General features: G+C 73.6%; 20 protein-coding genes. 10 read left to right on the forward strand and 10 right to left on the reverse strand.

What is annotated here, in order from left to right:
- Positions 1–40: 40 nt before the first annotated feature.
- Positions 41–1,888 carry an MFS transporter gene (locus tag ACFWMZ_RS12495; protein ID WP_383201254.1) on the reverse strand — a complete coding sequence of 616 codons (1,848 nt, stop codon included), beginning with the start codon at positions 1,886–1,888 and terminating at the stop codon, positions 41–43.
- A gap of 151 nt (positions 1,889–2,039) precedes the next feature.
- Positions 2,040–4,688, reverse strand: coding sequence for a serine hydrolase (locus ACFWMZ_RS12500; RefSeq protein ID WP_383201257.1), 2,649 nt, complete (start codon positions 4,686–4,688; stop codon positions 2,040–2,042).
- Between the two features lie 199 nt (positions 4,689–4,887).
- Here ACFWMZ_RS12500 and ACFWMZ_RS12505 point away from each other — a divergent pair, with 199 nt between their 5' ends.
- From ACFWMZ_RS12505 to ACFWMZ_RS12515, 3 genes are all read left to right on the forward strand, one after another.
- On the forward strand, positions 4,888–5,649 hold the full coding sequence (locus ACFWMZ_RS12505) for a GPP34 family phosphoprotein (protein ID WP_383201260.1): 762 nt from the start codon (positions 4,888–4,890) through the stop codon (positions 5,647–5,649).
- Between the two features lie 448 nt (positions 5,650–6,097).
- The gene (locus tag ACFWMZ_RS12510; RefSeq protein ID WP_383174467.1) at positions 6,098–6,955 is read left to right on the forward strand and encodes a helix-turn-helix domain-containing protein; all 858 of its coding nucleotides are present in this window, start codon (positions 6,098–6,100) and stop codon (positions 6,953–6,955) included.
- Positions 6,956–7,522: 567 nt separating this feature from the next.
- Entirely contained in the window at positions 7,523–7,732 is a 210-nt protein-coding gene (locus tag ACFWMZ_RS12515; protein WP_383174464.1) for a DUF397 domain-containing protein, read from the forward strand.
- Positions 7,733–7,880: 148 nt separating this feature from the next.
- Here ACFWMZ_RS12515 and ACFWMZ_RS12520 read toward each other — a convergent pair whose 3' ends face one another.
- Entirely contained in the window at positions 7,881–8,996 is a 1,116-nt protein-coding gene (locus tag ACFWMZ_RS12520) for an ADP-ribosylglycohydrolase family protein (RefSeq protein ID WP_383201263.1), read from the reverse strand.
- Positions 8,997–9,362: 366 nt separating this feature from the next.
- On the opposite strand from ACFWMZ_RS12520, the gene ACFWMZ_RS12525 reads away from it, so the two are divergent.
- A complete protein-coding gene (locus tag ACFWMZ_RS12525; protein WP_383201264.1) occupies positions 9,363–9,602 on the forward strand; it encodes a hypothetical protein in 240 nt (79 codons plus the stop codon).
- Positions 9,603–9,799: 197 nt separating this feature from the next.
- The gene (locus ACFWMZ_RS12530; RefSeq protein ID WP_383174455.1) at positions 9,800–11,134 is read left to right on the forward strand and encodes a PP2C family protein-serine/threonine phosphatase; all 1,335 of its coding nucleotides are present in this window, start codon (positions 9,800–9,802) and stop codon (positions 11,132–11,134) included.
- A 17-nt stretch (positions 11,135–11,151) separates the two neighbouring features.
- On the opposite strand, the gene ACFWMZ_RS12535 is transcribed toward ACFWMZ_RS12530, so the two are convergent.
- Genes ACFWMZ_RS12535 through ACFWMZ_RS12545 form a run of 3 tightly spaced genes read right to left on the reverse strand, consistent with a single transcriptional unit; the run spans position 11,152 to position 13,667 of the window.
- Positions 11,152–12,318 carry an oxygenase MpaB family protein gene (locus ACFWMZ_RS12535; RefSeq protein WP_383201267.1) on the reverse strand — a complete coding sequence of 389 codons (1,167 nt, stop codon included), beginning with the start codon at positions 12,316–12,318 and terminating at the stop codon, positions 11,152–11,154.
- A gap of 22 nt (positions 12,319–12,340) precedes the next feature.
- Entirely contained in the window at positions 12,341–13,393 is a 1,053-nt protein-coding gene (locus tag ACFWMZ_RS12540; RefSeq protein WP_383201270.1) for a polyprenyl synthetase family protein, read from the reverse strand.
- The gene (locus tag ACFWMZ_RS12545) at positions 13,386–13,667 is read right to left on the reverse strand and encodes a polyprenyl synthetase (protein WP_383174506.1); all 282 of its coding nucleotides are present in this window, start codon (positions 13,665–13,667) and stop codon (positions 13,386–13,388) included. Before ACFWMZ_RS12545 ends, ACFWMZ_RS12540 begins: the two co-directional genes overlap by 8 nt.
- Before the next feature lie 218 nt (positions 13,668–13,885).
- Here ACFWMZ_RS12545 and ACFWMZ_RS12550 point away from each other — a divergent pair, with 218 nt between their 5' ends.
- Entirely contained in the window at positions 13,886–14,632 is a 747-nt protein-coding gene (locus tag ACFWMZ_RS12550; protein ID WP_383174446.1) for an N-acetyltransferase, read from the forward strand.
- Positions 14,633–14,655: 23 nt separating this feature from the next.
- On the opposite strand, the gene ACFWMZ_RS12555 is transcribed toward ACFWMZ_RS12550, so the two are convergent.
- Both ACFWMZ_RS12555 and ACFWMZ_RS12560 read right to left on the reverse strand, forming a co-directional pair.
- Complete coding sequence (locus tag ACFWMZ_RS12555; RefSeq protein WP_383174503.1) at positions 14,656–14,787, reverse strand: DUF397 domain-containing protein; 132 nt, start codon at positions 14,785–14,787, stop codon at positions 14,656–14,658.
- Positions 14,744–15,715, reverse strand: coding sequence for a helix-turn-helix domain-containing protein (locus ACFWMZ_RS12560; protein ID WP_383201273.1), 972 nt, complete (start codon positions 15,713–15,715; stop codon positions 14,744–14,746). Before ACFWMZ_RS12560 ends, ACFWMZ_RS12555 begins: the two co-directional genes overlap by 44 nt.
- 423 nt (positions 15,716–16,138) lie before the next feature.
- On the opposite strand from ACFWMZ_RS12560, the gene ACFWMZ_RS12565 reads away from it, so the two are divergent.
- The 3 genes from ACFWMZ_RS12565 to ACFWMZ_RS12575 are packed head-to-tail and all read left to right on the forward strand — an operon-like array spanning position 16,139 to position 17,159.
- Positions 16,139–16,747 (forward strand): Scr1 family TA system antitoxin-like transcriptional regulator, encoded by a 609-nt coding sequence (locus ACFWMZ_RS12565; RefSeq protein WP_383201275.1) that lies wholly within the window; start codon positions 16,139–16,141, stop codon positions 16,745–16,747.
- Positions 16,744–16,950, forward strand: a complete 207-nt coding sequence (locus ACFWMZ_RS12570; RefSeq protein WP_383201277.1) for a hypothetical protein — start codon at positions 16,744–16,746, stop codon at positions 16,948–16,950. The genes ACFWMZ_RS12565 and ACFWMZ_RS12570 overlap by 4 nt, the downstream gene beginning before the upstream one ends.
- Positions 16,951–16,976: 26 nt before the next feature.
- Complete coding sequence (locus ACFWMZ_RS12575) at positions 16,977–17,159, forward strand: hypothetical protein (RefSeq protein ID WP_383174435.1); 183 nt, start codon at positions 16,977–16,979, stop codon at positions 17,157–17,159.
- An 88-nt stretch (positions 17,160–17,247) separates the two neighbouring features.
- Here the strand turns inward: ACFWMZ_RS12575 and ACFWMZ_RS12580 are convergent, their stop codons facing one another.
- Positions 17,248–18,291, reverse strand: a complete 1,044-nt coding sequence (locus ACFWMZ_RS12580; RefSeq protein WP_383174500.1) for a sodium:calcium antiporter — start codon at positions 18,289–18,291, stop codon at positions 17,248–17,250.
- Positions 18,292–18,503: 212 nt separating this feature from the next.
- Here ACFWMZ_RS12580 and ACFWMZ_RS12585 point away from each other — a divergent pair, with 212 nt between their 5' ends.
- Entirely contained in the window at positions 18,504–18,845 is a 342-nt protein-coding gene (locus ACFWMZ_RS12585) for a hypothetical protein (RefSeq protein ID WP_383201280.1), read from the forward strand.
- Between the two features lie 72 nt (positions 18,846–18,917).
- On the opposite strand, the gene ACFWMZ_RS12590 is transcribed toward ACFWMZ_RS12585, so the two are convergent.
- A complete protein-coding gene (locus ACFWMZ_RS12590; RefSeq protein ID WP_383201283.1) occupies positions 18,918–21,497 on the reverse strand; it encodes a bifunctional FO biosynthesis protein CofGH in 2,580 nt (859 codons plus the stop codon).
- Positions 21,498–21,571: the final 74 nt, after the last annotated feature.

The following is a 21,571-nucleotide window of genomic DNA, read 5'->3' on the forward strand; positions in this document are numbered from 1 at the left end:
GACCGCCACCGCCCCCTGGCCCTGCCCCGTCCCGCCCGCCCTAGCGGATCTCCTCCGGGCAAGCCGTCCCGCGGGGGAAGTCGTACGGCGCCGCGATGCGGTACGTGCCCGCCTTCGGGGCGACCAGTTCGGTCCAGGTGGTGCCGAGGGTGTCGGGGTCGGTGGGGGCGAGGCAGCCGTGGCGGTTGGTGTACTGCTTGGGGAGGTCGGGGTCGGCCTCGGTGCGGGCGCGGGAGCGGGCGGTCTCCTCGGGCGCGGGCAGGGAGTTGCCGTCGGCGTCGACCACGCTGAGCCACGGGGAGTACGGGAGACGGACCAGGACGCGGCCGGGGCGCAGCACGTCCAGGGTCATGGCGCCCTGTTCGGCGCGGCGGACCAGGGCCGGGGGGTCGGCCAGCGGGGTGGGGTCCTCGACGGCGTAGAGCTGCCAGTTGGCGTCGCTCCAGATGAGGTCGAGGTAGGGCTGGCCGCGTTCGATGAGGGCGCGTTCGCGTTCGCCGCCGTCGCCGTCGAGGTCTCCGCCGGGCAGGACGACGTAGTGGACGGCCCAGCGGTCGAGCCAGGCGCGGTAGGTGGCGGCGTTGAGGGAGCCGTCGTAGAAGAGGGGGTTGCGGCCGACGTCGGCCTGGCGGTTCCAGCCGCGGGCCAGGTTGACGTACGGGGCGAGGGCGGAGGCCTCGCGGTGGCTGCGGGAGGGGACGACCTCGACGCGGCCCTGGTCGGCCCCGGCCTGGTCGAGGTGGCTGACGAGGGGGGCCAGTTCGCGGTTCCAGGAGGCGATGGGCGTGGTGTTGACGACGTCGTCCACCGACTTGACGCCGATCCACCCGGCGAACAGCACGAGGGAGCCGACGAGGGCGTACCACTTGCGGCTGGCCCGGACGGTGAAGGGCATCGCCGCCATCAGCACGGCGCCCGCGAAGAGCATCGGCAACCTGGTGACGTTGGAGCCGATCTGCGAGTGGACCGCCCACACCACCAGCACCGCCAGGGCGTAGACGCCGCTGGTGATCCGCACGGTCACCCAGTGCCGGGGGACCAGGACGCAGACCAGCACGCCGAAGGCGAAGGGGAGCGCGGCCGAGCCCAGCGACATCGGCTGGGTGCCGGAGAAGGGGAACAGCCAGGTCGAGACGGCGACGACGGCGGCCGGGGCGAGCCCCAGCGCGTAGGCGGCGGGGCGTCGGCGGCTGACGAAGAGGGCGACGGCGACGAAGCCGACGAAGAGCCCGGCGACGGGTGACCCGGCGGTGGCGAGTCCGGCGAGGACGGCCGCGACGGCGCCCTTGGCCCAGCGGCGCCGGCGCCAGCGGTGCGGCCAGCAGAAGAACGCGGCGACGGCGGCGAGGCCGAACATCATGCCGAGGCCGAAGGTGACCCGGCCGGAGACGGCGTTGCAGACGAGGCCGTACACACCCGCGAACGCGGGAAGCAGGGCGCGCCGCAGCGACCCCGGTCCGGAGCCGGGCCGCGGGACGGCGCCGCTGCGGATCAGCAGCAGCGCGAGCAGCGCCGCCGAGACGGTGCCGACCAGCATCATCGTGGTGCGCACGCCCAGGACGTGCATGAGGTACGGGGAGACGACGCTGTACGAGACGGGGTGCATCCCGCCGTACCAGGCGAGGTTGTACGCCGAGTCGGGGTTGCGGCCGACGAACTCCGCCCAGGCGTCCTGCGCCGCGAGGTCGCCGCCGCTGTTCGCGAAGGTGAAGAACCAGAGGACGTGGAGGGTGGCGGCGAGGGCCGTGGTGAGCGTCACCGGGTGGAGCAGCAGGCGGCGCGCCCGGGAGGGGGCGGCGGGCTCCGGCTGGGGCGCCCCGGCGCCGGGTATCCCCGCGGGCGGCGCGGCCTCGCCGTGCTCGGCGCGTCCGGTCTCGGCGGTGGTCACTGCGGCTCTCCCCGTTCGTCCCCGGCCGGTCCGGCGCGGGCGCCGTGCAGCGCCGCCGCGTCCGTTTTGGTCCCGATGCCCGGGACGCTAACACGGCTCCGGCGGCGCACCCCCGGGTGGGGGCACGCCGCCGGAGCGGGGTGGTGCGGCGTCAGCCGATGCGCTGCAGCCTGGCGCCGAAGGACGGCTCGGCCAGGTCGCTCTGGAGGGCGATGGGCACCTCGACGGCGTCCCCGGTGCCGTCGCCGACGCTGAGCACGCCGACCTCGGTTCCGGCCTTGGCCTCGTGCGGCAGGGCCTTGCCGCCGTCGTCGAGGGCGAGCTTGACGGTCAGGCCCGGCCAGCCGACGGCCGGCACGTCCTTGGTGGCGACGACCGGCGTGGTGGAGCCGAGCCCGTCGTCGACGTGGCCGACGACGTCGCCCTTCTTGACCACCGGCTCGGACGTCAGCAGCTCCTGGGTGCGCAGGATCAGATCCTTGGAGCGGGCGGTGGCGGTGTCCAGGATGGGCGTCGCGTGCTGCCCGAAGACGGCGCCGATGATGAGCTGCTTCTCGCCGTCGACCACCTTCTCGGCGGCGAAGAGGAGATTGCCGCCGGCCTTGGTGGTGGAGCCGGTCTTGATGCCGACGACGCCGTACATCGGAACGAGGAAGTTGTAGTTCTTCTCGGGCCGGCCCGAGGTGGTCGACTCGTAGGACGGCAGCCGCACGACGGAGCTGAACGCCTCGAACTCCATGACCGCCTTGCCCAGCTTCACCTGGTCGGCGGCGGAGGAGACGGTGGTCTCCTTGAGGCCGCTGGGGTCGGTGTAGGTGGTGTTCTCCATGCCCAGCTCGGCGGCGTACTTGTTCATCTTCTCGACGAAGGCCGACTCGTCGCCGTCGCTGTCCCAACGGGCCAGCTGGCGGGCGATGTTGTTGGCCGACGGCAGCATGATCGCCTCGATGGCCTCCTTGACGGAGATCTTCTGGCCCTCGGTGACCTTGACGGTCGACTCCTGCCCGGCGTTCTCGTAGTCCTGCTGCGCCTTGGCGTCGATGGTGAGCTTCTCACCCTCGGTGCCCTTCTTGACCGGGTGCTCGCGCAGGATCGTGTAGGCCGTCATGACCTTGGCGACGCTGCCGATCGGGATCGGCTTCTGCTCGCCGTAGGAGCCGAGCGAGCCGATGCCGTCGACGGTGACCATGGCCTGGCCCTCGGTCGGCCACGGCATGGAGGGCTTGTCGCCCTTGAAGGTGTACGTCTCCTCGGCGGTCAGCGCCAGCGTGCCCGCGGGCAGCGGGCGCACCGCCTGGACCACGGCGAAGACGATGAGCAGCAGGATCGCCAGCGGCGTCCAGATCTTCACCCGGCGCACGGCGGTGCGCATCGGGGTCTCCGGCGGCGGCGGGGTGTTGGTCAGCTCGGCGAGCAGGTCCAGCGGCGGCAGCGGCTGCTGGGTGGTGCGCTCGGCGGCGGGCAGCGCGGCGGTCTCGTCGGCGGCCGGGGCGGGCGGCGGCACGGCCTTGGCCCGCGGCTCCGCGTCGGCCTCGGCCTCCTCCTCCGGCTGGGGCGCGGCAGGCCTGGCCTTCGGCTTGATCGCCGCCGGACCCTCCAGCCCGCGCAACGGCACGAACTTGCTGGTCCGCTCGGCCTCCGACTCGCTCGGGGACCCGGCGCCCTTCTCGGGCTCGGCCTCCTTCGCCTTGCCGTCGCCGACCTTCAGCATCGTCGTCGGCTGGTCGACCTCGGGGGCGGACTTCGGCGCCCGGAACACGGCGGTCGGCTGATCGACCCCCTCGCCCTCGCCCTTGCCCTTGCCCTTCTGGACCTTCCGGAGCTTCACCCCGGTGGACACGACAGCGGCGGCGCCCTCCTCGGCCCCCTCCGCCTCGCCCTTGCCGGCCTCCACGGCCTCGGCGGCCTCGGCGGCCTTCTCCGGCTCCGCCTCGGCGTCCGGCTTCCCACCCTGCCCGGGCACGGCCGCCCGCCCGCCATCCTTCTTTACGACGGACTCGGCAGCATCCTCCGGCTCCCCGGACCCCGCCGCCTCGGTCTCCTGACCCTCGGCCGCGGACTCGTCGGCCGAGTCGCCCTTGGCACCGCCGCCCGGCTCGGAGGCGTCCTCGTCGGCCTCGGCGTCGGTGTCGTCGGCGTCGTCCGCCTCCGCGGCGTCGCCCGCCCCCTTCACCTCGGCGGGGCCACGCTCACTGTCGCCCGCCTCGCGAGCTCCGGGCACCTTGGGGCCACCGGCTCCTCGCGCGGACTCGCCGGAGGCGCCTGAGGCGCCCCCAGGGCCCTTCTCGCCCTCGGTGGCGTCGTCGACGGAGTCGGCGTCAGCGGAGCCCGCCCCATCTCCGCCCGACTTGCCCGTTTCGACGCTTTCATCCGTAGCCACCCAGGCGGCCACGGCATCCCGCAGCCGGCCGTCCGTACCGGCCTGGGCGTCAGCCGGGCCGACGTCGGCGGCGTCGGCGTCGGCGTCGGCGTCGGCGTCGGAACCCTCGGCGTCAGCCGTGACCGCGTCGGCCTCGTCCCGCCCGCCGCCCCCCTCGGCGGAACCGTCGGCCTCGCCCTCGGCGTCCTCACCCTTCGCGGAGCCGCCCGCCTCCCCGGCGGCCTCCTTTGCGCCCTCGTCGCGCGCGCCGTCCGTCCTGAAGACGGCCGTGGCCTGATCGGTGCGGTCCGGTGTCTCGCGGGCGACCGCGATCCGGGGGTCACGGTCGTCCGTGGCCGGGGCCGGAGCGTCGGTGGCCGGGGTGCCGGAATCCCCCGCCGCCTTCTTCTGCTCCGACCTGTCGGGGAACTCGCCCGCCACCGATGCCTCCTCGATAAGCCGTCCGTCGTGCCGGACGACGTCGTGTCCGAACCATGTACCAGTGTCCTGTGTGACCCACGGACCCTCTTGCCAGACGAGAACGACATACCTACTGGTTCCCGTACATAGCGCCCACGTGCTCTCGACAGACCAATGTGAGAGGGGTCACCCTGTCACTCATCCACGCGGGGAGGCATGGATGGGCAGGAGCCGCAGAACGATTCCGGAGGAGCTTCTGCTGCTCGCTCTGGACCCGGCCACGGGTACCACAGCGCAGCCGCAGTCGCTCGACCTCGGTCTGGCCGGAGCACAGCTAGTGGAGCTGGCGCTGGCCGGACGTATAGCCCCGGACGGGGATCGTATCGCCGTGGTCGTACCACGGCCGACCGGAGATCCGACGCTGGACTCCGCACTGGAGCTGCTGCGCAGACGCGGCGCGCCGGTGCGGGCCGTGCACTGGATCGGCGGGCCCCGGCTGGGGCTCCGCCAGACCTATCTCTCACATCTGGAGCGGTGCGGCATGGTGCATGCCGTGGCGGGCCAGATGTGCGGGGTGCTGCCGACGACGCGCTACCAGGCGACGGAGACGACCATCAGCCGGGAGATCAGAGCCCGGCTGGACAACGCGATCCGCACCGGCGTCCCGCCGGACCCGCGGACCGCGGCGCTCGCCGCACTGGCCCACGCGGTCGGTCTCGGCAAGCACCTGTACCCGGGGAACGAAGGGCGCTCCTCGCGCTCCCGCCTCCGGGACCTCATCAGGCACGACCCGATGGGCGGACTCGTGGCGCACGCCGTGATGGACGTCCAGAACGGCGCGGCGACCCAGCCGCGGCGGGGCAGTGCCCCGGCGGTGCGCCCGGCCCACGGGCCACGCACCCCGGAACCGGCGGCCGGACCAGGGCACCACGCCCCGGGCCAGCCGCACCGCTCGACGATGGCCCGCGCCGCGGCCCACTGAGAGCGACCACGCACCGCTGTACCGCAGCACCGGCACGACGGTCCGGCGGCGGCGCGGCCGGGAGCATCCGCGCCCGCCGCCCGCCGCCGGCACCGACAACCGAAGACCGACAACCGAAGAGCAGCCCCCCCCAGCGCCGTACCGCCGCGCCGTCACGCCCCTTCGCGTCACGGCCTCTGAACCGGTCCGGGAGCCGCAAGGTGGCCGCGCGGGGTGACGGGACGGACGTCCGGACGACGCCTCCTCCCGCCACCCCGCGTGGCCGTGCGCGCAGGCGCGCGGAGGGTAGCGGCCGGACGCGGTCCGGACACACTCGGCCACCGTACGGATACGGCATCGGCCATTTCCCAGCGCCCGCACGTCCGTTGGTGGCACTCTGCTGAACAGCAGATAAGCAGAACCCGCCAGGCCCTGCCCGCAGGGCCCGCAGCCGGAGGTGCACGTATCCGTGGCGTCCAGTGTCAACCCCACCGTCAGGCGGCGCCGTCTGGGCCAGGAGCTGCGCAGGCTCCGCGAACTCAAGGGCATGACCGCCGAGCAGGTCGCCGAGCGCCTCCTGGTCTCGCAGTCGAAGATCAGCCGCCTGGAGAACGGCCGCCGCTCGATCAGCCAGCGCGACGTGCGTGACCTGTGCGGTGTCTACGAGGTCGAGGACCACCGCATCGTCGACTCGCTGATGCAGATGGCCAAGGACTCGCGCCAGCAGGGGTGGTGGCACAGCTTCGGCGACATCCCGTACAGCGTCTACATCGGGCTGGAGACCGACGCGGCCTCGCTGCGCGCCTACGACCCGCAGGTGGTGCCGGGTCTGCTCCAGACCCGCCCGTACGCCGAGGCGCTGATCCAGGGCGCCATCCCGGAGATCAGCCAGACCGACGCGGACAAGCGCGTCCAGGTGCGGATGCGCCGCCAGGAGCGGGTCTCCTCGCCGGAGAACCCGCTGCGGCTGTGGACCGTGATGGACGAGGCGGCGCTGCACCGGGTGGTCGGAACGCCGCAGCTCATGAAGGAACAGTTGGAGCATCTCGTGCAGATGTCGGAGCTGCCGCACGTGACCGTCCAGGTCATTCCCTTCACGATGGGCGCCCACCCGGGTCTCAACGGGCAGTACGCCATTCTGGAGTTCCCCGACGCCACCGATTCCAGCGTGGTCTACATCGAAGGCGTCACCAGCGATCTGTATCTGGAGAAGTCGAACGACGTCCAGAAGTACAGCGTCATGTACGAACATCTGCGGGCACAGGCGCTGAACCCTGAACAGTCGCGCGAATTCATCGCGAAGATCGCCGGAGAGCACGGCGGCTGACCGCCGCCCTCTCCTTCTTTCACCGTTCGCCTCTCCGGATTCCGCGCCCGATTCCCACATCCCATTTCCGTGCACAGACGCCGTCCGGCGGGTTCGTCCCGCCGGACGGCGTCGGCGCGTGCACGCAGTCGCCGCAGGCCCGAGGCCGTGGGCGCGCGCGGAACGGTCGCCCCCGGCCGGTGGGCGGCGCCCTGGCGGCCGAAGAAGCGGCGCCGGGAAGAAGCACGGGAGTACCGGCGTGAGCCGGGGCGGGGACACGGGCCGCACGAAGCGCGGACCGCGGTCGAAGGGCGTGCGCGCGCTGGCCGGAATTACCCTGTCCGCAGAAACCCGGGTTTATTCCGAGGTATCGCTCAAATGCGCGTACCCGCCGGGTGTGCGCACGGACGATACACGTTCCTTCGCCCAGCACGGAGGTGAACCAGGGAATTTGCCTTCAGTCGAGTGACTGGCTTCCGCTCCGGACGATGTTGGCGAGTAGCGTCAACAACGTCATCGGGACCGGTGACACTCCCCGGCCCTCGCGGCCGGCGGAACTGCACATCCACCGCCTGAACCGGAGCAATCATGGCTATTCACCAGGGTGCGACCACCGACTGGACCAAGTCCTCCTACTCCACCGGAAACGGCGCCTGCGTCGAGGTGAAGTCCCCCGTCGTGGCGGCCATCGCCGTGCGCGACTCGAAGGTCACCCAGGGGCCGGCGATCGGCTTCGCCGCGCACTCCTGGAACGCCTTCGTCGCCGGGGTCGGCCGGGGGAACCTCGACCTGGTGTGACCCGACCGCTCCCGCGCCGCGAGGTGCGGGCCGGTGCCCGGACGCGCGCACGGCGCGTCCCGCGCGGCGCCGACAAGCCCTCTCGACTGGATCGCCGTCCCGGCCGAGGGGGCTTTCCCCTGACCCGGCCCCGGCGCCCGGCGGAGCCTCACGCACGCGGATACCGGGCGAGCCAGCCGGGCGACGCCCCCTCGGGCCCGTGCAGGGCGGGGCCGTGGGTCATCTCCAGCGCGAAGTCGTCGGCCAGCTCCAGCACCGTCGACCGGCCCTCCAACTCCGCGAGCCAGGCGGGCGGCAGCGCCGTCTCCCCGTGCAGCGCGCCGAGCAGCCCGCCGCAGACCGCGCCGACCGCGGGCGAGGGCCCGCCGTGCCGCACCGCCAGCCGCAGCCCGTGCGGGACGTCCTCGCAGACCAGGGCGGCGTAGAGGGCGGCGCCCAGGACGCCATCGGCCCCGCCGTCACCGGCCAGTTCCTCGACCAGGGCGGCGTCCGGCGGGCCCCGCCGCACCCCCTCGACGGCCGCGCCCAGCGCCTCGCCGACGGCCTGGTGGCCCGGCTGCTCCGCGGTGAGGGCGAGCACCCGGCCGACGGCCGCCTCCAGCGGTTCGCCGCGGGCCGCGCCGTGCACCAGCAGCGCGTACGCCCCGGCCGCCAGCCGCGCCGCCGGGTGCCCGTGGCTCTGGGCGGCGCATTCGAGGGCCAGTTGGAGGACGAGCCCCGGCTCCCAGCCGACCAGCAGTCCGAACGGCGCCGACCGGGTCAGCGCCCCCGGCCCGCGCTCCTTCGGGTTCCGCACGGCCTCCAGGGTGCCCATCCCCGGGTCACCGAAGCCGGAGAGGCAGCTCCGCTCCGGCCGGCGCCTGCTGTACAGCCACTCCTGCCGCGCCAGCCAACCGTCCCCCGTACGCCGCTCGTCGGGGCCCCAGTCGGACTGGGTGGCGGCCCAGCGCCGGTACGCCAGGTGGATGTCGGTCGGCGGGTGCCAGGCTCCGGTGTCGCGGCGCACCTGGGCGCGGATCAGTCCGTCGACGGTGAAGAGGCTGAGCTGCGTGACCGCGGTGACGGCCCCGCGCCGCCCGTACGCCTCCCCCGGCCCGTCGGGCCCCGACTCCCCGCACAGCTCCCGTACGGCCCGGGCGTCGAGCCCCGCGAGCGGCGCCCCGAGCGCGTCCCCGAGGGCCGCCCCGAGCAGCGTCCCGCGCACCCGGCTCCGGAAGTCCTGCTGCTCGGTCCGCCCCCAGACGGCCCCGGCGGCCGTGACCACAGCACCCCTCCGTCCCTGCCGTCCGCTTACGCCTCGTCCCGCACTGTAATTGACCGAAGCTAAGCGGACGGGGGCGACAGCGGTATGTGAACGGTCGTCCTGGTGGCGGTGTTTGAGCGGGTGGGGGCGGGTCTGCCCTGAGGCGGGCGGTGGGCCGGCGCCGGACGCCTGCGAAGGCGGGCGGGCCACCGGGGGGGCGGGGGTCTGACCGAGCAGCCGGCGCCCGGCCAGGACGGACGGGTGCGTCAACTCCCCCGTCGGGGGCAGACGGAGGCCGTACGGCCGCCCGGGCCGCACCCCCGCTCCCCCGCTCCCCGCGCCTCGTCGGCCGCCGGGAGCGGGCGCCGTTCCACGGAGGAGTCACCCATGAGCCAGAGCCCCACGTTCGGCACCGGCCCCGCAACCGGTCCCGCAGCCGGAGCCGGAACAGCACCGGGGCGTCTCCTGGCGTTCCTGGCCGTCAGCGTGCTGATCGGCTGTTACGCCGTGGTCGACGGGGTGTGGCTGAGCGGGCCGGTGGACTGGGTCAGCGTGGCGCTGGGGGCGGTGGCGCTCGTCGGGGCGTCCGTGCTGGCCTTCGCCGTCCTCCGCTCGCCTCGGACGTGATCCGCCGGGGCGGCCCGTTCCGCTGAAGGCCCGTGCCTCCGCGCGTACGCGCCCCCTCCACCCGCGCCGCGCCACCTCGTACCGTGCCCGGTCGGCCAGCAACGCTGGGCCACCCGCCCCGGAGAGACGGCGCGCCGCGGCGTCCGTGCCTGTGTTTCCCTAGGAAGTCGGGGAACGAGACAGGAGCACCAGTGCCGGTGGCATCGCGTACGGTAAGAACGGCGAGACCTCGGCCAGACGGGCTCCCGGCGGCACTGTTCGACCCGGCGCGGCTCGCCGCGGTGGTCGAGACGGGGCTGCTGGACACCGGGCCGGAGGAGGTCTTCGAGGATCTGGCCTCGCTCGCGGCGCGGGTGACGGGGGCCGGGCGGGCCTTCGTGACGTTGGTGGACGACACGCGGTCGTTCTGGAAGTCGTGCGTGGGGGTGGACGCCACCGCGGTGGCCGACCGGCAGAACCAGGTGAGCGAGAGCTTCTGCTACTTCCTGGTCGGCCTAGGTGGCGGCCCCTTCATCGTGGACGACGCCGCGACCGACCCCCGCACCCGGCACCATCCTTCCGTCGCCCCGATGGGCATAGGCGCCTGGGCCGGTTACCCCTTGCTCGGGCCGGGGGGCGAGGTGCTGGGCAGTTTCTGCGTCATCGACGACGAGCCGCGGGCCTGGTCGGCCGCCGACCTGATGACGTTGGAGACGCTGGCCCGGTCGGTGTCGGCGGAGATCCGGCTGCGCCAGACCCTGGCGTCGGCGCAGCGCGCCCACGAGGTCTCGACGGAGCTGGCCCGTTCGCTCCAGCAGGGGCTGCTGCCGCCGGCCCTGCACCAGGTGCCGGGCCTGGAGACCGCCGCCTCGTACCTGCCGGCGTCGACGAGCGGCCCGACCGAGGTGCAGGTGGTCGGGGACTTCTACGACCTCTTCCCCACCCGGGGTTCCTCCTTCGCCGCCGTCCTCGGTGACGTCTGCGGCAAGGGCGTGGAGGCGGCCAAGGTCACCACCCTGGCGCGTTACACGATCCGTGCCGACGCCGGGGCCAACCTCGCCCCCGCCACGCTCCTGGACCGCCTGAACACGGCGATGCTGGCGCAGCGCGCGCCCCGCTTCATCACCGCCGTCTACACGGCGTTCCGCGTCACCCCCGGCGGCCTCTCCGGCCGGATCGCGCTGGCCGGACACCCGCCCGCCCTGGTCCGCCGGGCCGACGGCCGGGTCCGTCGGCTCGGCGAGCCCGGCACCCTGCTCGGCGTCCTCCCGCAGGTCCGCCTCACCGACGTCCGCTACCGCCTGGCCCCCGGCGACCTGCTCCTCCTCTACACGGACGGCGCCTGCGAGGCCCGCCCCCGCCCCGGTACGCCCCCCGGTGCGGCCCGCCCGCTCTTCGACGAGGACGCCCTGGCCGAGGCGCTGGCCGCCACCCACGGCGCGGACGCGTCGCAGACCGTGGCCGCCCTCGGCGCCACCCTCGCCACCTACCACGGCGGCTGGGCCAGCGACGACACGGCCCTGCTCGCCCTGCGCGTGCCGCCGCACGACTGACCCGGCGCCGGCCCCGGTCAGCCCGCGTCCGCCGACGCCGGAGGCGTCCAGCGGCGCGTACGCGGGACCGTGCTGGTCGCGACGCCGTACTCCTTCTTCAGGTGCTCGGGGATCGTGTAGTGCATGACCCGGCCCCGGGTGAGCGAGGAGAGTTCGAAGACGGTGGTGAGGTGGCCGAGGCGGTCGAGGGCCCAGGCGCCGAAGGGTGACCTGTCCTCGATGGTCTCCAGGGCGCCGAGCAGCGCGGGGACGGCCTTGACGACGGTGTCCCAGCCGGTGCGCGGCACCTCCAGCCAGTCTCCGCAGGTGTCGCCGACGAGGTGGCGGATGAGGGCGGAGACGATCGGGTCGAAGAAGGTGCCGGGGACGACTTCCTCGTAGAGGTCGATGAGTTGGCGGGTGAGGTGGGCGCCTTCCGGGGACGGGCCCATGTGGCGGGTCAGGTAGAGGTCGAGGAACTGGCGGGCCGAGTCGAGGTCGGCGGGCGCGTGGGCCTGGTCGACGCCGAGCATGGCGCCGACGACCCGCCACGCGTAGAAGTACGCCTCGGCGCCGTCGACGCTCATGTGGATGTTGAGCCGGTGCAGCGAGTCCAGGACGAGCAGCGAGAAGAGCATCTGCCCGCCGATCATGTCCTCCTGGCAGATCGGCGTGCCGAGCCCCTCTGCCTCCCACTCGCCCTCGCGCGCCAGGTGGTGGCGGATGGCGGCGTGCAGCAGGCGGACCTTCTGGGCGGCCGGGATGAAGCGGCTGCCGGCCTCGAAGGCGCCGGGCTGCATCAGGTAGACGGTGAACTGCCCGGTCTCCGCCATCCGCTTCGACGGGTACTTGAGCGCGTGCGAGGCCGACAGCAGCTTGGCGACGTGCGGGACCACGTAGCAGGTGGGCATCGAGGCGAAGGAGAGGGCGGTGGAGATGTGCACGTTGTTGTCGATGAAGAAGAGCCGGGCCTTCTCCATCTCGCCCCAGTCGACCCAGTCGGGCGGGGTGCTGGTCAGGTGCAGGTACTCGCGGGCGACCTCGGGCAGCCCGTCCGGCAGCGGCGACCCGGCGGTGGAGACGTGCCGCATCAGGGTGTTGAACTTGCCGACCTCCCCGCGCTCGAAGAGGGTCGCCACGGTCGCGTCCGCCAGCTCGTCGCCGGCCAGGCGCAGGGCGTCCAGGGAGGCCGGGGTGTAGGTCATGGGTGCTCCTCGGGGTGGCGGGTCAGTGCCCGCGTGCGGTCACGGCATGGGCGAGGCCGGTCAGTGCCCGGGCCGCCTCGCCCGGAAGCTCCACCTCTTCGAGTGACCTGGCGGCCTCCTCGACGCGGGCGGCGATCATCCGCTCGACGCGCTCGGGCGCCCCCAGCCGGGTCATCAGCCCCCGTACGGCGTTCAGTTCGGCATGGCCCGGGTTCCTGGCCGCGAGCGCCCGGCGGAGTGCGGCGCGCTCGGCGCCGTCCGCCGCCCGCCAGGTCTCGGCGAGGAGGACGGTCGGTCGGCGGCCCCGCAGGTCGTCCAGGCTGGCCTTGCCCGTGCGGGCCGGGTCGCCGAAGAGGCCGAGCAGGTCGTCCCGGAGCTGGAACGCCTCGCCGAGCGGCACCCCGTACGCGCGGAACGCCTCCCGCAGCCGGGGACCGCCGCCCGCGAGCGCCGCCCCGATGAGCAGCGGCTGCTCGACCGTGTACTTGGCGGTCTTGTACCGGACGACCTGGAGGGAGTCCGTGGTGTCCGGGGCGGCGCCGGTGCGCAGGATCTCCAGGCACTCGCCCGCGATCAGGTCGCGGGCCAGCTCGCCCCAGAGCGGCCGGGCCCGGGAGAGGTAGGCGGCGGGCAGGCCGCTGCCGGTGAAGAGCTGCCCGGCCATCGACATCAGCAGGTCGCCCACGAGCATCGCCAGCGACCGCCCGGCCGCCTTCGGGCGCGGCCGGCCGTGCGGGACGGCGCGCAGGGCGAGGTGGGCGGTGGGGCGGCCGTGCCGGAGCGGGCTGTCGTCGATCAGGTCGTCGTGGACGACGGCCGCCGCGTGCACCAGTTCCATCGCGGCGGACGCCCGCACCAGCGCGTCACTGTCGGGCTGCCCGGCCGCCCGCCACCCCCAGTAGCAGAAGGCGGCGCGCAGCCGCTTGCCGTGCGCCACGGCTGCCCGCAGCTGCGCCGCGACCGGCTCCAGCTCGGCGTCGAGGTCGGCGAACCGGTCGGCCTCGTCCGCGACGAACCGTCCCAGCTCCCGGTCCACGCGCGCCTTCAGCGCCTCATCCACGTGCGGTTCAGTCATCCCCGGCCGCCGCTTGTCGCGCCACCACGCGCCGGGCGAGCACTTCGAGATGGGCGGGGGCCGCACCCGTACGCCGGTCCAGCGCCAGCTTTCCCCGGGCCGCCAGGTCGGCCTCCGCCTCCCCGGCCAGCTCGGCGAGGTCCGACCGGCCCAGCAGCCCCCGCGCGGCACCGAACAGCGCCCCGACCCCGCTCACCGCCACGTCCGCCAGCCCCGCCGCGACCAGCACGGCCCGCTGCTCCAGAGTCCCTTTGTCCGCCGCTTCCCGCACCAACGCGACCACCCCCCGGGTGAGTTCATCGGCGCCGCACACAGCGGCGACCGTGATCAGAGAGTGCCCCCGGCCGGCCACCACCAAGGCCGGAATCCACGATCGGGCGAATTACCGGACGCGGGCCCCGGCCACCGCACCGACGGTGCTACGGACGGCCGCCCGCCCCGGCTCCGGAAACCGGTGGAACGGCAGGTGAGGGCCTACGTAGGCTCGCGCGCATGGATCTTGAGATCACCACCCTCGCCGCCCGCCCCGAGCTGGCCGACGCGCTGGACCAGATGCCCGACACCTGGCCCGAGTTCGTCCTGGAGGACCTGGTCGGCTGGGCCAACTTCCCGCGGATAGCCGTGGAGTTCCCCGAGTACGTCCTCGCCGCGACGGACGCCGAGGGCGCGGTGGTCGCCCGCGGCTACAGCGTGCCCTTCACCCTGCACGCCCCCGGCCGCGGAAAGCTCCCGGCGGGCGGCTGGGACCAGGAGCTGCTGTGGGCCTTCTCGGACCTGCGGCACGGCCGTACGCCCGACACGGTCGGCGCCGTCGAGATCACCGTGGCCAGCGGACACCTGGGCAAGGGGATCTCGGGCCGCATGGTCGAGGCGATGCGCGCCAACGCCCGCGCCCTCGGCCACGGCGAACTCGTCGCCCCCGTACGCCCCAGCGCCAAGCACCGGCAGCCGGCCCTCCCCATGGAGGAGTACGCCCGGCTGACCCGCGCCGAGGACGGCCTCCCCGAGGACCCGTGGCTACGCGTCCACGTCCGCGCCGGGGGCGTCATCGACTCGGTCGCGCCGGTGTCGATGACGGTCAGCGGCACTCTGGAGCAGTGGCGCGCCTGGACCGGCCTCCCCTTCGACACCGAGGGCCCCGTCGAGGTCCCGGGCGCGCTGGTCCCCGTCCACTGCTCGGCCGCCCACGGCTACGCGGTCTATGCCGAACCGAACGTCTGGGTCCGCCACAAGCTCTGATCCACGCGGCGGACCCGCCTCCTCTACGCCCCGGCCTTGGCCATCCCGACGAACGCGGCCCAGGCGGGGCGAGCGATGTGGAGGACGGGGCTGGAGCTCGCGAGCTTGGAGTCACGTACGGGGACGACGTCCGCGTGCCCGTCGGAGACTTCCAGGCAATTGGCTGACGCGGTGTCGGAGCGGCTTGACTTTCGCCACACGTACGAGCCCGTCCGCAGTGAGGCCATCGCTGTACTCCTTCTTCAACTTTCGCAGCAATTCGAGGGATTCGACAGGGCTCAAGGCCGTATCGCGCAGGTAATCGTAGGCCACTCGCTCCTTTGCCACCTCCTCCGGCTCCTCGATCAAATTGCCCAGTCCAGCTCCCTCCTTGTTGACGACAGCCTCACCACCCGGCAGTTCGAGCAGTGCGAACCCACCGCCGACGAAGAAGTTGAACCTGCTCCTCAGCGGCAGAATCTGCATCGTCACGTTAGGACGCTCAGCGCACTCGACGAGGTGATCCAACTGCTCACCCCAGGAGGGCTGATCTCCTTGCGCCCGGAGCAGAGCGACTTCATCGAGGATTACGCGGCAGAGGACTGGCGGCTCTCGATCGAAGAGTCGCGCACGACGCATGCGGTGGCTCACCAGCTCATCGACTTCTTCGTCACTCCTCCACTCCGCTGTCTGCATCAGTTCTCGCGTATATCCCTCCACTTGGTACAGCCCTGGGATCACTGACGCGTTGTAGTCGATGCGAAAGATGGCCTCCACCTCAAGCTCCGAGAAGCGCTGAAAGTAATGCTCGAATCGGCCTTGCGACGAAAGCTCCCAGACCCTCGCCAAGTGCGTCGTCCCGTAGACCTTGTCCAGGGCCGCCATGACCTCGTACGAGCCCATGGACTGCCCCCTGTGGACTCGGTGCAGGTAGCCCCTGTGGAAGCGGGTCATCTCGGCAAGCTGATCGAACGTGTACTTGGCCTCCTTGCGGCGCCGCTCCAACTCCTCCACGAGCCGGGCCATACCCTGCCGTTCGCCGAAAACATAGCGCCCGTCGCCCGCGGGCGCGCCACCGTTCTTCTTGGACGTCCGTTCGGCCACGTCCCCTCCCTCGTCGCCTATCCACCAGGAGACAGCTCTGCCCTGGCGACTCTAGGGCCTGCCGATGCACGCTGTGATCGGATACCGCGAGTTCCGTCACGAGAGGCAGACCCATGTCATCCCAAACCCCCACGTTCCACCCCGCCTCCGGCTGGCGGATCGACCGTGCCGTGACGCGGCGTATCCGGAGGTTCCGGTGTGCGGACGGGCACGACCGGATGCACCTGCCGATGACCGTGTACCTGCGGGGGCGGGTCGTCGGCGGGGACGCCGGACTGTGGCTTTCGGTACCCGAGGCGCGTTCGCTCGTTCGGGAGATCACACGGGCTCTCGCGACCGGCGCGGAGGAACCGCCGGTACGGCGCCCCCGCGCCGACCGCTGAGCCCGCGCCCGCCGACCGGACCCGCAGCCAGAGGAACCCCGTGCCGCCCTCACCCCCCGCCACCACCGGCGCGCCCCGCGCCATAACCGTCGCCCGCCCGTTGATCTGGGCCTCCGTAAGGGAGTTGGACGGCTCCGCGACGGCGATCGAGACCCTGTACCGAGGTGCCGTGCCGCCGACCCTGCGCCTCCCGGCGTACGCCGCGTACGTGGCCCGGCGCCTCTCACCCCAGTGCGCCGGTCCCGACCGCCGCCAGCGACGGCGTACGTCCCTCACCTGGTACGCGCCGGTCTCCGCTCTGCTGGAGGCCTTCCCCGGCCGGGTCGCGTCGGCCGGAGAGCGGCAGGCGGTGCGCGACCAGCTCGACCACTGCCTCCACTGCCTGACCGAGGGCACGCTCCGGATCCGGCTGCTGCGGCCGGAGGCGGGTCCGCTGCCGGTCGACGCGCTGGGGCTCACCCTGTACCACCGGCCCGCGCCCGCCGAGGCGCTCTTCACGGTGGACCGGGGCGGCAGCGTCGGGGTGGTCGCGGCCTCGTCGCTGGAGACGGCGCGCGCCCGCCTGGAACGCGCCCGGCACCACGCGTACGAACCCCTGGTCGCCGCCCGCCTCCTCGCCGACCGGCGTACGCGCCTGCCCCGCCCGTGAAGCGGCGTCCCCTGCGCCACGTCCCGGCCGCCCTGCTCGCGGCGGCCGCCCTGTCCACCGGCGGTACGGCCCTGTTCGCCGTCCTCCTCAACCGCCTCCTCCCCGCCAAGGCGGACCTCGGCGACCCCGAGCCACCGCCCGCCTGCCCGCACCTGCCTCCCTCCGCCCACCCGCCTCCACGGTCGCCCCGCCCTACGGGCTGACCGGCCTCTCTCCCCAGGAACCCGCCATGCTCTGTGCCCGCTGCTCCCTCCCCTTCACCGCCGACGAGGACACCGTCCTGTACGTCATCGACTCGGCCTCCGCCGCCGGCCGGACCGTGGAGTTCCACCGGGAGTGCCCGGACGAACGCGCGGCCCGGCTGCGGCAGGGGCAGGGGGAGACGGCGGATCAGCCCGTCTGGGGCGGGTAGAACGGGCGCACCCGGCGGGGCGCCGGGCTCGTGTGTGAGAACGCGTAGCGGACGGCGTCGCGCGGGCGCGGGCCCGGGGCGGGCGCCCTCACACGGCCAGCGTCACCATCGTCCCCGCGTACACCACCACGAGCAGCCAGCCGTCGAAGCCCAGCCGGAACCAGCCGCTCTTCTGGCGGACCAGGAGGCCGGCCAGGACCACCGTGGTCATGAGCAGGGCCGCGCCGGTCAGGAAGAGTTCGTCGCGGCCGGCGGCGTGGAAGAGGGAGCCGCCGGAGTAGGCGAGGTCGCCGATGGCGAGGTTGAGGACGTCGAGGCAGTTGCCGCCGATGATGGCGGCGAAGGCGAGGGTGAGGGCGCCGCGGCGGACGGCGGCGATGGAGGTGACGGCTTCCGGGAGGGCGTTGATGATGCCCATGATCCCGGCGCCGACCAGGCCCGCGCGCAGGCCGGTGGAGGAGAGGACGACCTGTGCGGCCTGGGTGACGGCCCAGCCCGCGACGATCACGATGCCCGCGATGGCGGCGAACTCCGCCCAGAGGGCGCCGGTGCGGCGCTTCGCGTACGCGCCGTCGGGTTCGGGATCGGGCACGTCCTCGACGGTCTCGCGTGTCTGGACCGCCTCCCACGCCTGCCACAGGGGGTCGTCGGTGCGGCGGACCAGGTGCAGGCCGCCGATGTAGAAGAGGACGAGGACGATCGAGGCGGGGTGGACCCCGGCCACCGTCACCTCGGGACTGAAGGTGGCCATGAGGGAGAGGCCGAGGAGCCCGGCGAGCAGGACGCCGAAGAGGAGGTTCTGGAGGGAAGCGGCGGCGTGTTCGAGGTTGACGCGGCGGTGGAAGGCGTCGGCGGCGACCACGGCGAGGGTCTGCGCGGCGATGCCGCCGACCGCGTTGCCGTAGGCGAGCCGGGGTTCGCCGTCGACGGCGGCGACGGTGGTCATCACGATCCCGGAGAGCGAGGTGACCAGGCCGAAGAGGACGGCCCCGAAGAGCGCCTCGCCCCAGCCGGTCCGGTCGGCCAGGGTGTCGCCCACCCCGGCCAGCCGCACGCTGCACACGACCGTCACGGCCCCCGCGAGGATCAGTACGGCGACGCTCCACCCGAGCGACCACTCCCCTGAGAGCACCGCTCCCGCCCACTCAGCCACCTGGCCCCCATTCCCTCGACGGTGTCTCTGCCGGTGTCATGGGAAGCCGTCTGCCCCCGTGGGGCGGCCGTAGGCCGGGCGGGCGGGGCGGCGTTCTTCACGCCCTTCCCGCCCTGGTGCCGTGCGCGGCGTGGCAGGGTGGGCCGCCTGAGCGGCTCGGATGTCCGAGCCCCTGAGCCTGGGGGAACGTCATGCGTATCCGTACCGTCGCGGCCTCCGCCGCCCTCGTCCTGTGCGCCACGGTGTCCGCGGCGGCCTGCTCGTCCGCGCCGGAGGCCGGGGCCGGGGACGCCTCCCGGCCCGCCGCTCCCGCCTCCCCGGCGGCGCCCACTCCGGCCGAGGACGCGCCGGAGCGCGCCGAGACGGGCAAGCGCGAAGCGGGCGCTCCCGAGATGGACGGACAGGAGGTCGTGACCAGCCCGGAGGGGTGCGCGACCTCCGCCGCCGAGATCCCGGCGGAGTGCGCGCTCGACCCGGAGTTCACCGAGACCACCGAGGCCGAGCCGGCCGACGGGGCACCCGTCACCCAGTGAGTCCGCCGCGGCGCCGGCACCGCCCTGGTGCCCCGGAGGGGGCGGGGGGCGTCGCGGCGCCCCCCGCCTTTTTCACTCCGCCAGCGGCAGCAGCTCCGGCAGGTGCCCGTCGGACGCCTCGGCCGCCGCGACCCGCTCGGCCGGGACCTCGCCGTAGAGCGTCGTGCGCGGCTTGGACGGGCGGCCCGCGAGGGTGGCGATGGCGCGCAGGTCCTCGATGGAGCGGTACGAGCCGTAACGCGAGCCCGCCATGCGGGAGATGGTCTCCTCCATCAGGGTGCCGCCGAGGTCGTTGGCGCCGGAGCGGAGCATCTCGGCGGCGCCCTCCGCGCCGAGCTTGACCCAGCTGGTCTGGATGTTGGTGATGTGCGGGTGGAGCAGGACGCGGGCCATCGCGGTGACGGCCCGGTTGTCGCGGGTGGTGGGGCCGGGGCGGGCGATGCCCGCGAGGTAGACCGGGGCGTTGGTGTGGATGAAGGGGAGCGTGACGAACTCCGTGAAGCCGCCCGTCTCCTGCTGGATGGCGGCCAGCGTGCGGAAGTGGCCGAGCCAGTGGCGGGGCTGGTCCACGTGGCCGTACATCATCGTGGAGGAGGAGCGCAGGCCCAGCTCGTGGGCGGTCTTGACGACCTCGATCCAGTCGGCCGCGGGCAGCTTGCCCTTGGTGAGGATCCAGCGGACCTCGTCGTCGAGGATCTCGGCGGCGGTGCCGGGGATGGAGTCGAGCCCGGCCTCCTTGGCGGCGGCGAGCCAGTCGCGGATCGACAGGCCGGTGCGGCTGGCGCCGTTGACGACCTCCATCGGCGAGAAGGCGTGCACGTGCATGCCGGGGACGCGTTCCTTGACCGCCCGCGCGATGTCGAAGTAGGCCGTGCCGGGCAGGTCGGGGTGGATGCCGCCCTGCATGCAGACCTCGGTGGCGCCGACCTCCCACGCCTGGGCGGCGCGGTCGGCGACCTGGTCGAGGGAGAGCGTGTAGGCGTCGGCGTCGGTGCGGCGCTGGGCGAAGGCGCAGAAGCGGCAGCCGGTGTAGCAGACGTTGGTGAAGTTGATGTTCCGCGTGACGATGTACGTGACGTCGTCGCCGACCGTGGCGCGGCGCAGGTCGTCGGCGATGCCGCAGAGCGCGTCGAGGGCCGGTCCTTCGGCGTGGAGCAGGGCGAGGGCCTGGTCGTCGCTGAGCCGGGTCGGGTCGTCGGCGGCCTGCGCGAGGGCCTCGCGGATGTCGCTGTCGATGCGCTGCGGGACCATCCCGGGGGCGGCCTGCTCGCGCAGCGCCTCCCAGTCGCCGTAGACGGCGTCGAAGTCGGCGCGGCGGTCGCCGGTGCGGCCCTCGGTGTCGATGGTGCGGTGTAGGTCGGTGCGGCCGCTCGCGGTGAACCCCTCGTCGGGCTCCTGCCAGGGCAGCCCCTCGGGCAGGGCGTCCTCGCGGGCGAGGCCGGTCTCCGGGTCGGCCAGGGCGCGGACGTGCGGGAGCAGCCGCGGGTCGAGCCAGGGTTCGCCGCGGGCGATGAACTCCGGGTAGACGGTGAGGCGTTCGCGCAGCTCGAAGCCGGACTCGCGGGTGCGCTCGGCGAGGTGGTCGATGTGCGGCCAGGGGCGCTCGGGGTTGACGTGGTCCGGGGTGAGCGGGGAGACGCCGCCCCAGTCGTCGATGCCCGCGCCGACGATCAGCGCGTACTCGGAGTCGACCAGGTTCGGCGGGGCCTGGATGCGGGCCGACGGGCCGAGGATGTGGCGGGCGACGGCGATGCAGGCGGCCAGCTCCTCCAGTTCGGCGTCGGGCATGGCGCGCATCGCGGTGTCGGGCTTGGCGCGGAAGTTCTGGACGATGACTTCCTGGATGGACTGGTACTGGCGCTGGACGCGGCGGAGCTGGAAGAGGGCGTCGGCGCGCTCCTCGTAGCTCTCGCCGATGCCGATGAGGACGCCGGTGGTGAAGGGGACGTTGGAGCGGCCGGCGTCCTCCAGGACGCGCAGGCGGACGGCGGGCTCCTTGTCGGGCGAGCCGTGGTGCGGGCCGCCGGGCTCGGACCAGAGGCGGGTCGCGGTGGTCTCCAGCATCATGCCGAGCGAGGGGGCGACGGGCTTGAGCCGCTGGAGGTCGGTCCAGCTCATGACGCCCGGGTTGAGGTGCGGGAGCAGGCCCGTCTCCTCCAGGACGCGGATGGCCATGGCGCGGACGTAGGCGAGGGTGTCGTCGTACCCGTGGGCGTCGAGCCATTCGCGGGCCTCGGGCCAGCGGTCCTCGGGGCGGTCGCCGAGGGTGAAGAGGGCTTCCTTGCAGCCGAGGGCGGCGCCCTCGCGGGCGATCTCCACCACCTCGTCGGCCGAGAGGTACATGCCGTGGCCCTCGCGGCGCAGCTTGCCGGGGACGGTGACGAAGGTGCAGTAGTGGCAGCGGTCCCGGCAGAGCCGCGTCAGCGGGATGAAGACCTTCCGGGAGTAGGTGATGACGCCCGGGCGCCCGGCCGCCTCCAGGCCCGCGTCGCGCACCCGCGCGGCCGAGGCCGACAGGTCCCGCAACTGCTCCCCCCGCGCCTGGAGCAGCACCGCCGCCTCGGCGGTGTCCAGCGCCACCCCGTCCCGAGCCCGCTTGAGCGCTCGGCGCATGGCATTCTCGGTCGGCCGTACCGGCTGCGCATCAGTCATACACGCAGCATACGAGCGGAGTACGGCGCGCGGGCCGGCCCCGGGGGCGGGCGCGGCATCAGGCCCCGGGCGCC

The sequence above is a fragment of the Streptomyces sp. NPDC058373 genome, assembly GCF_042723275.1.
Lineage (GTDB): Bacteria > Actinomycetota > Actinomycetes > Streptomycetales > Streptomycetaceae > Streptomyces.

Coding starts and splice junctions, on each gene's coding strand:
- ACFWMZ_RS12505 (WP_383201260.1), top strand. CDS start 4,888: ATGGGCAGGAGCCGCAGAACGATTCCGGAGGAGCTTCTGCTGCTCGCT.
- ACFWMZ_RS12515 (WP_383174464.1), top strand. CDS start 7,523: ATGGCTATTCACCAGGGTGCGACCACCGACTGGACCAAGTCCTCCTAC.
- ACFWMZ_RS12525 (WP_383201264.1), top strand. CDS start 9,363: ATGAGCCAGAGCCCCACGTTCGGCACCGGCCCCGCAACCGGTCCCGCA.
- ACFWMZ_RS12535 (WP_383201267.1), bottom strand. CDS start 12,318: ATGACCTACACCCCGGCCTCCCTGGACGCCCTGCGCCTGGCCGGCGAC.
- ACFWMZ_RS12540 (WP_383201270.1), bottom strand. CDS start 13,393: ATGACTGAACCGCACGTGGATGAGGCGCTGAAGGCGCGCGTGGACCGG.
- ACFWMZ_RS12550 (WP_383174446.1), top strand. CDS start 13,886: ATGGATCTTGAGATCACCACCCTCGCCGCCCGCCCCGAGCTGGCCGAC.
- ACFWMZ_RS12575 (WP_383174435.1), top strand. CDS start 16,977: ATGCTCTGTGCCCGCTGCTCCCTCCCCTTCACCGCCGACGAGGACACC.
- ACFWMZ_RS12585 (WP_383201280.1), top strand. CDS start 18,504: ATGCGTATCCGTACCGTCGCGGCCTCCGCCGCCCTCGTCCTGTGCGCC.
- ACFWMZ_RS12590 (WP_383201283.1), bottom strand. CDS start 21,497: ATGACTGATGCGCAGCCGGTACGGCCGACCGAGAATGCCATGCGCCGA.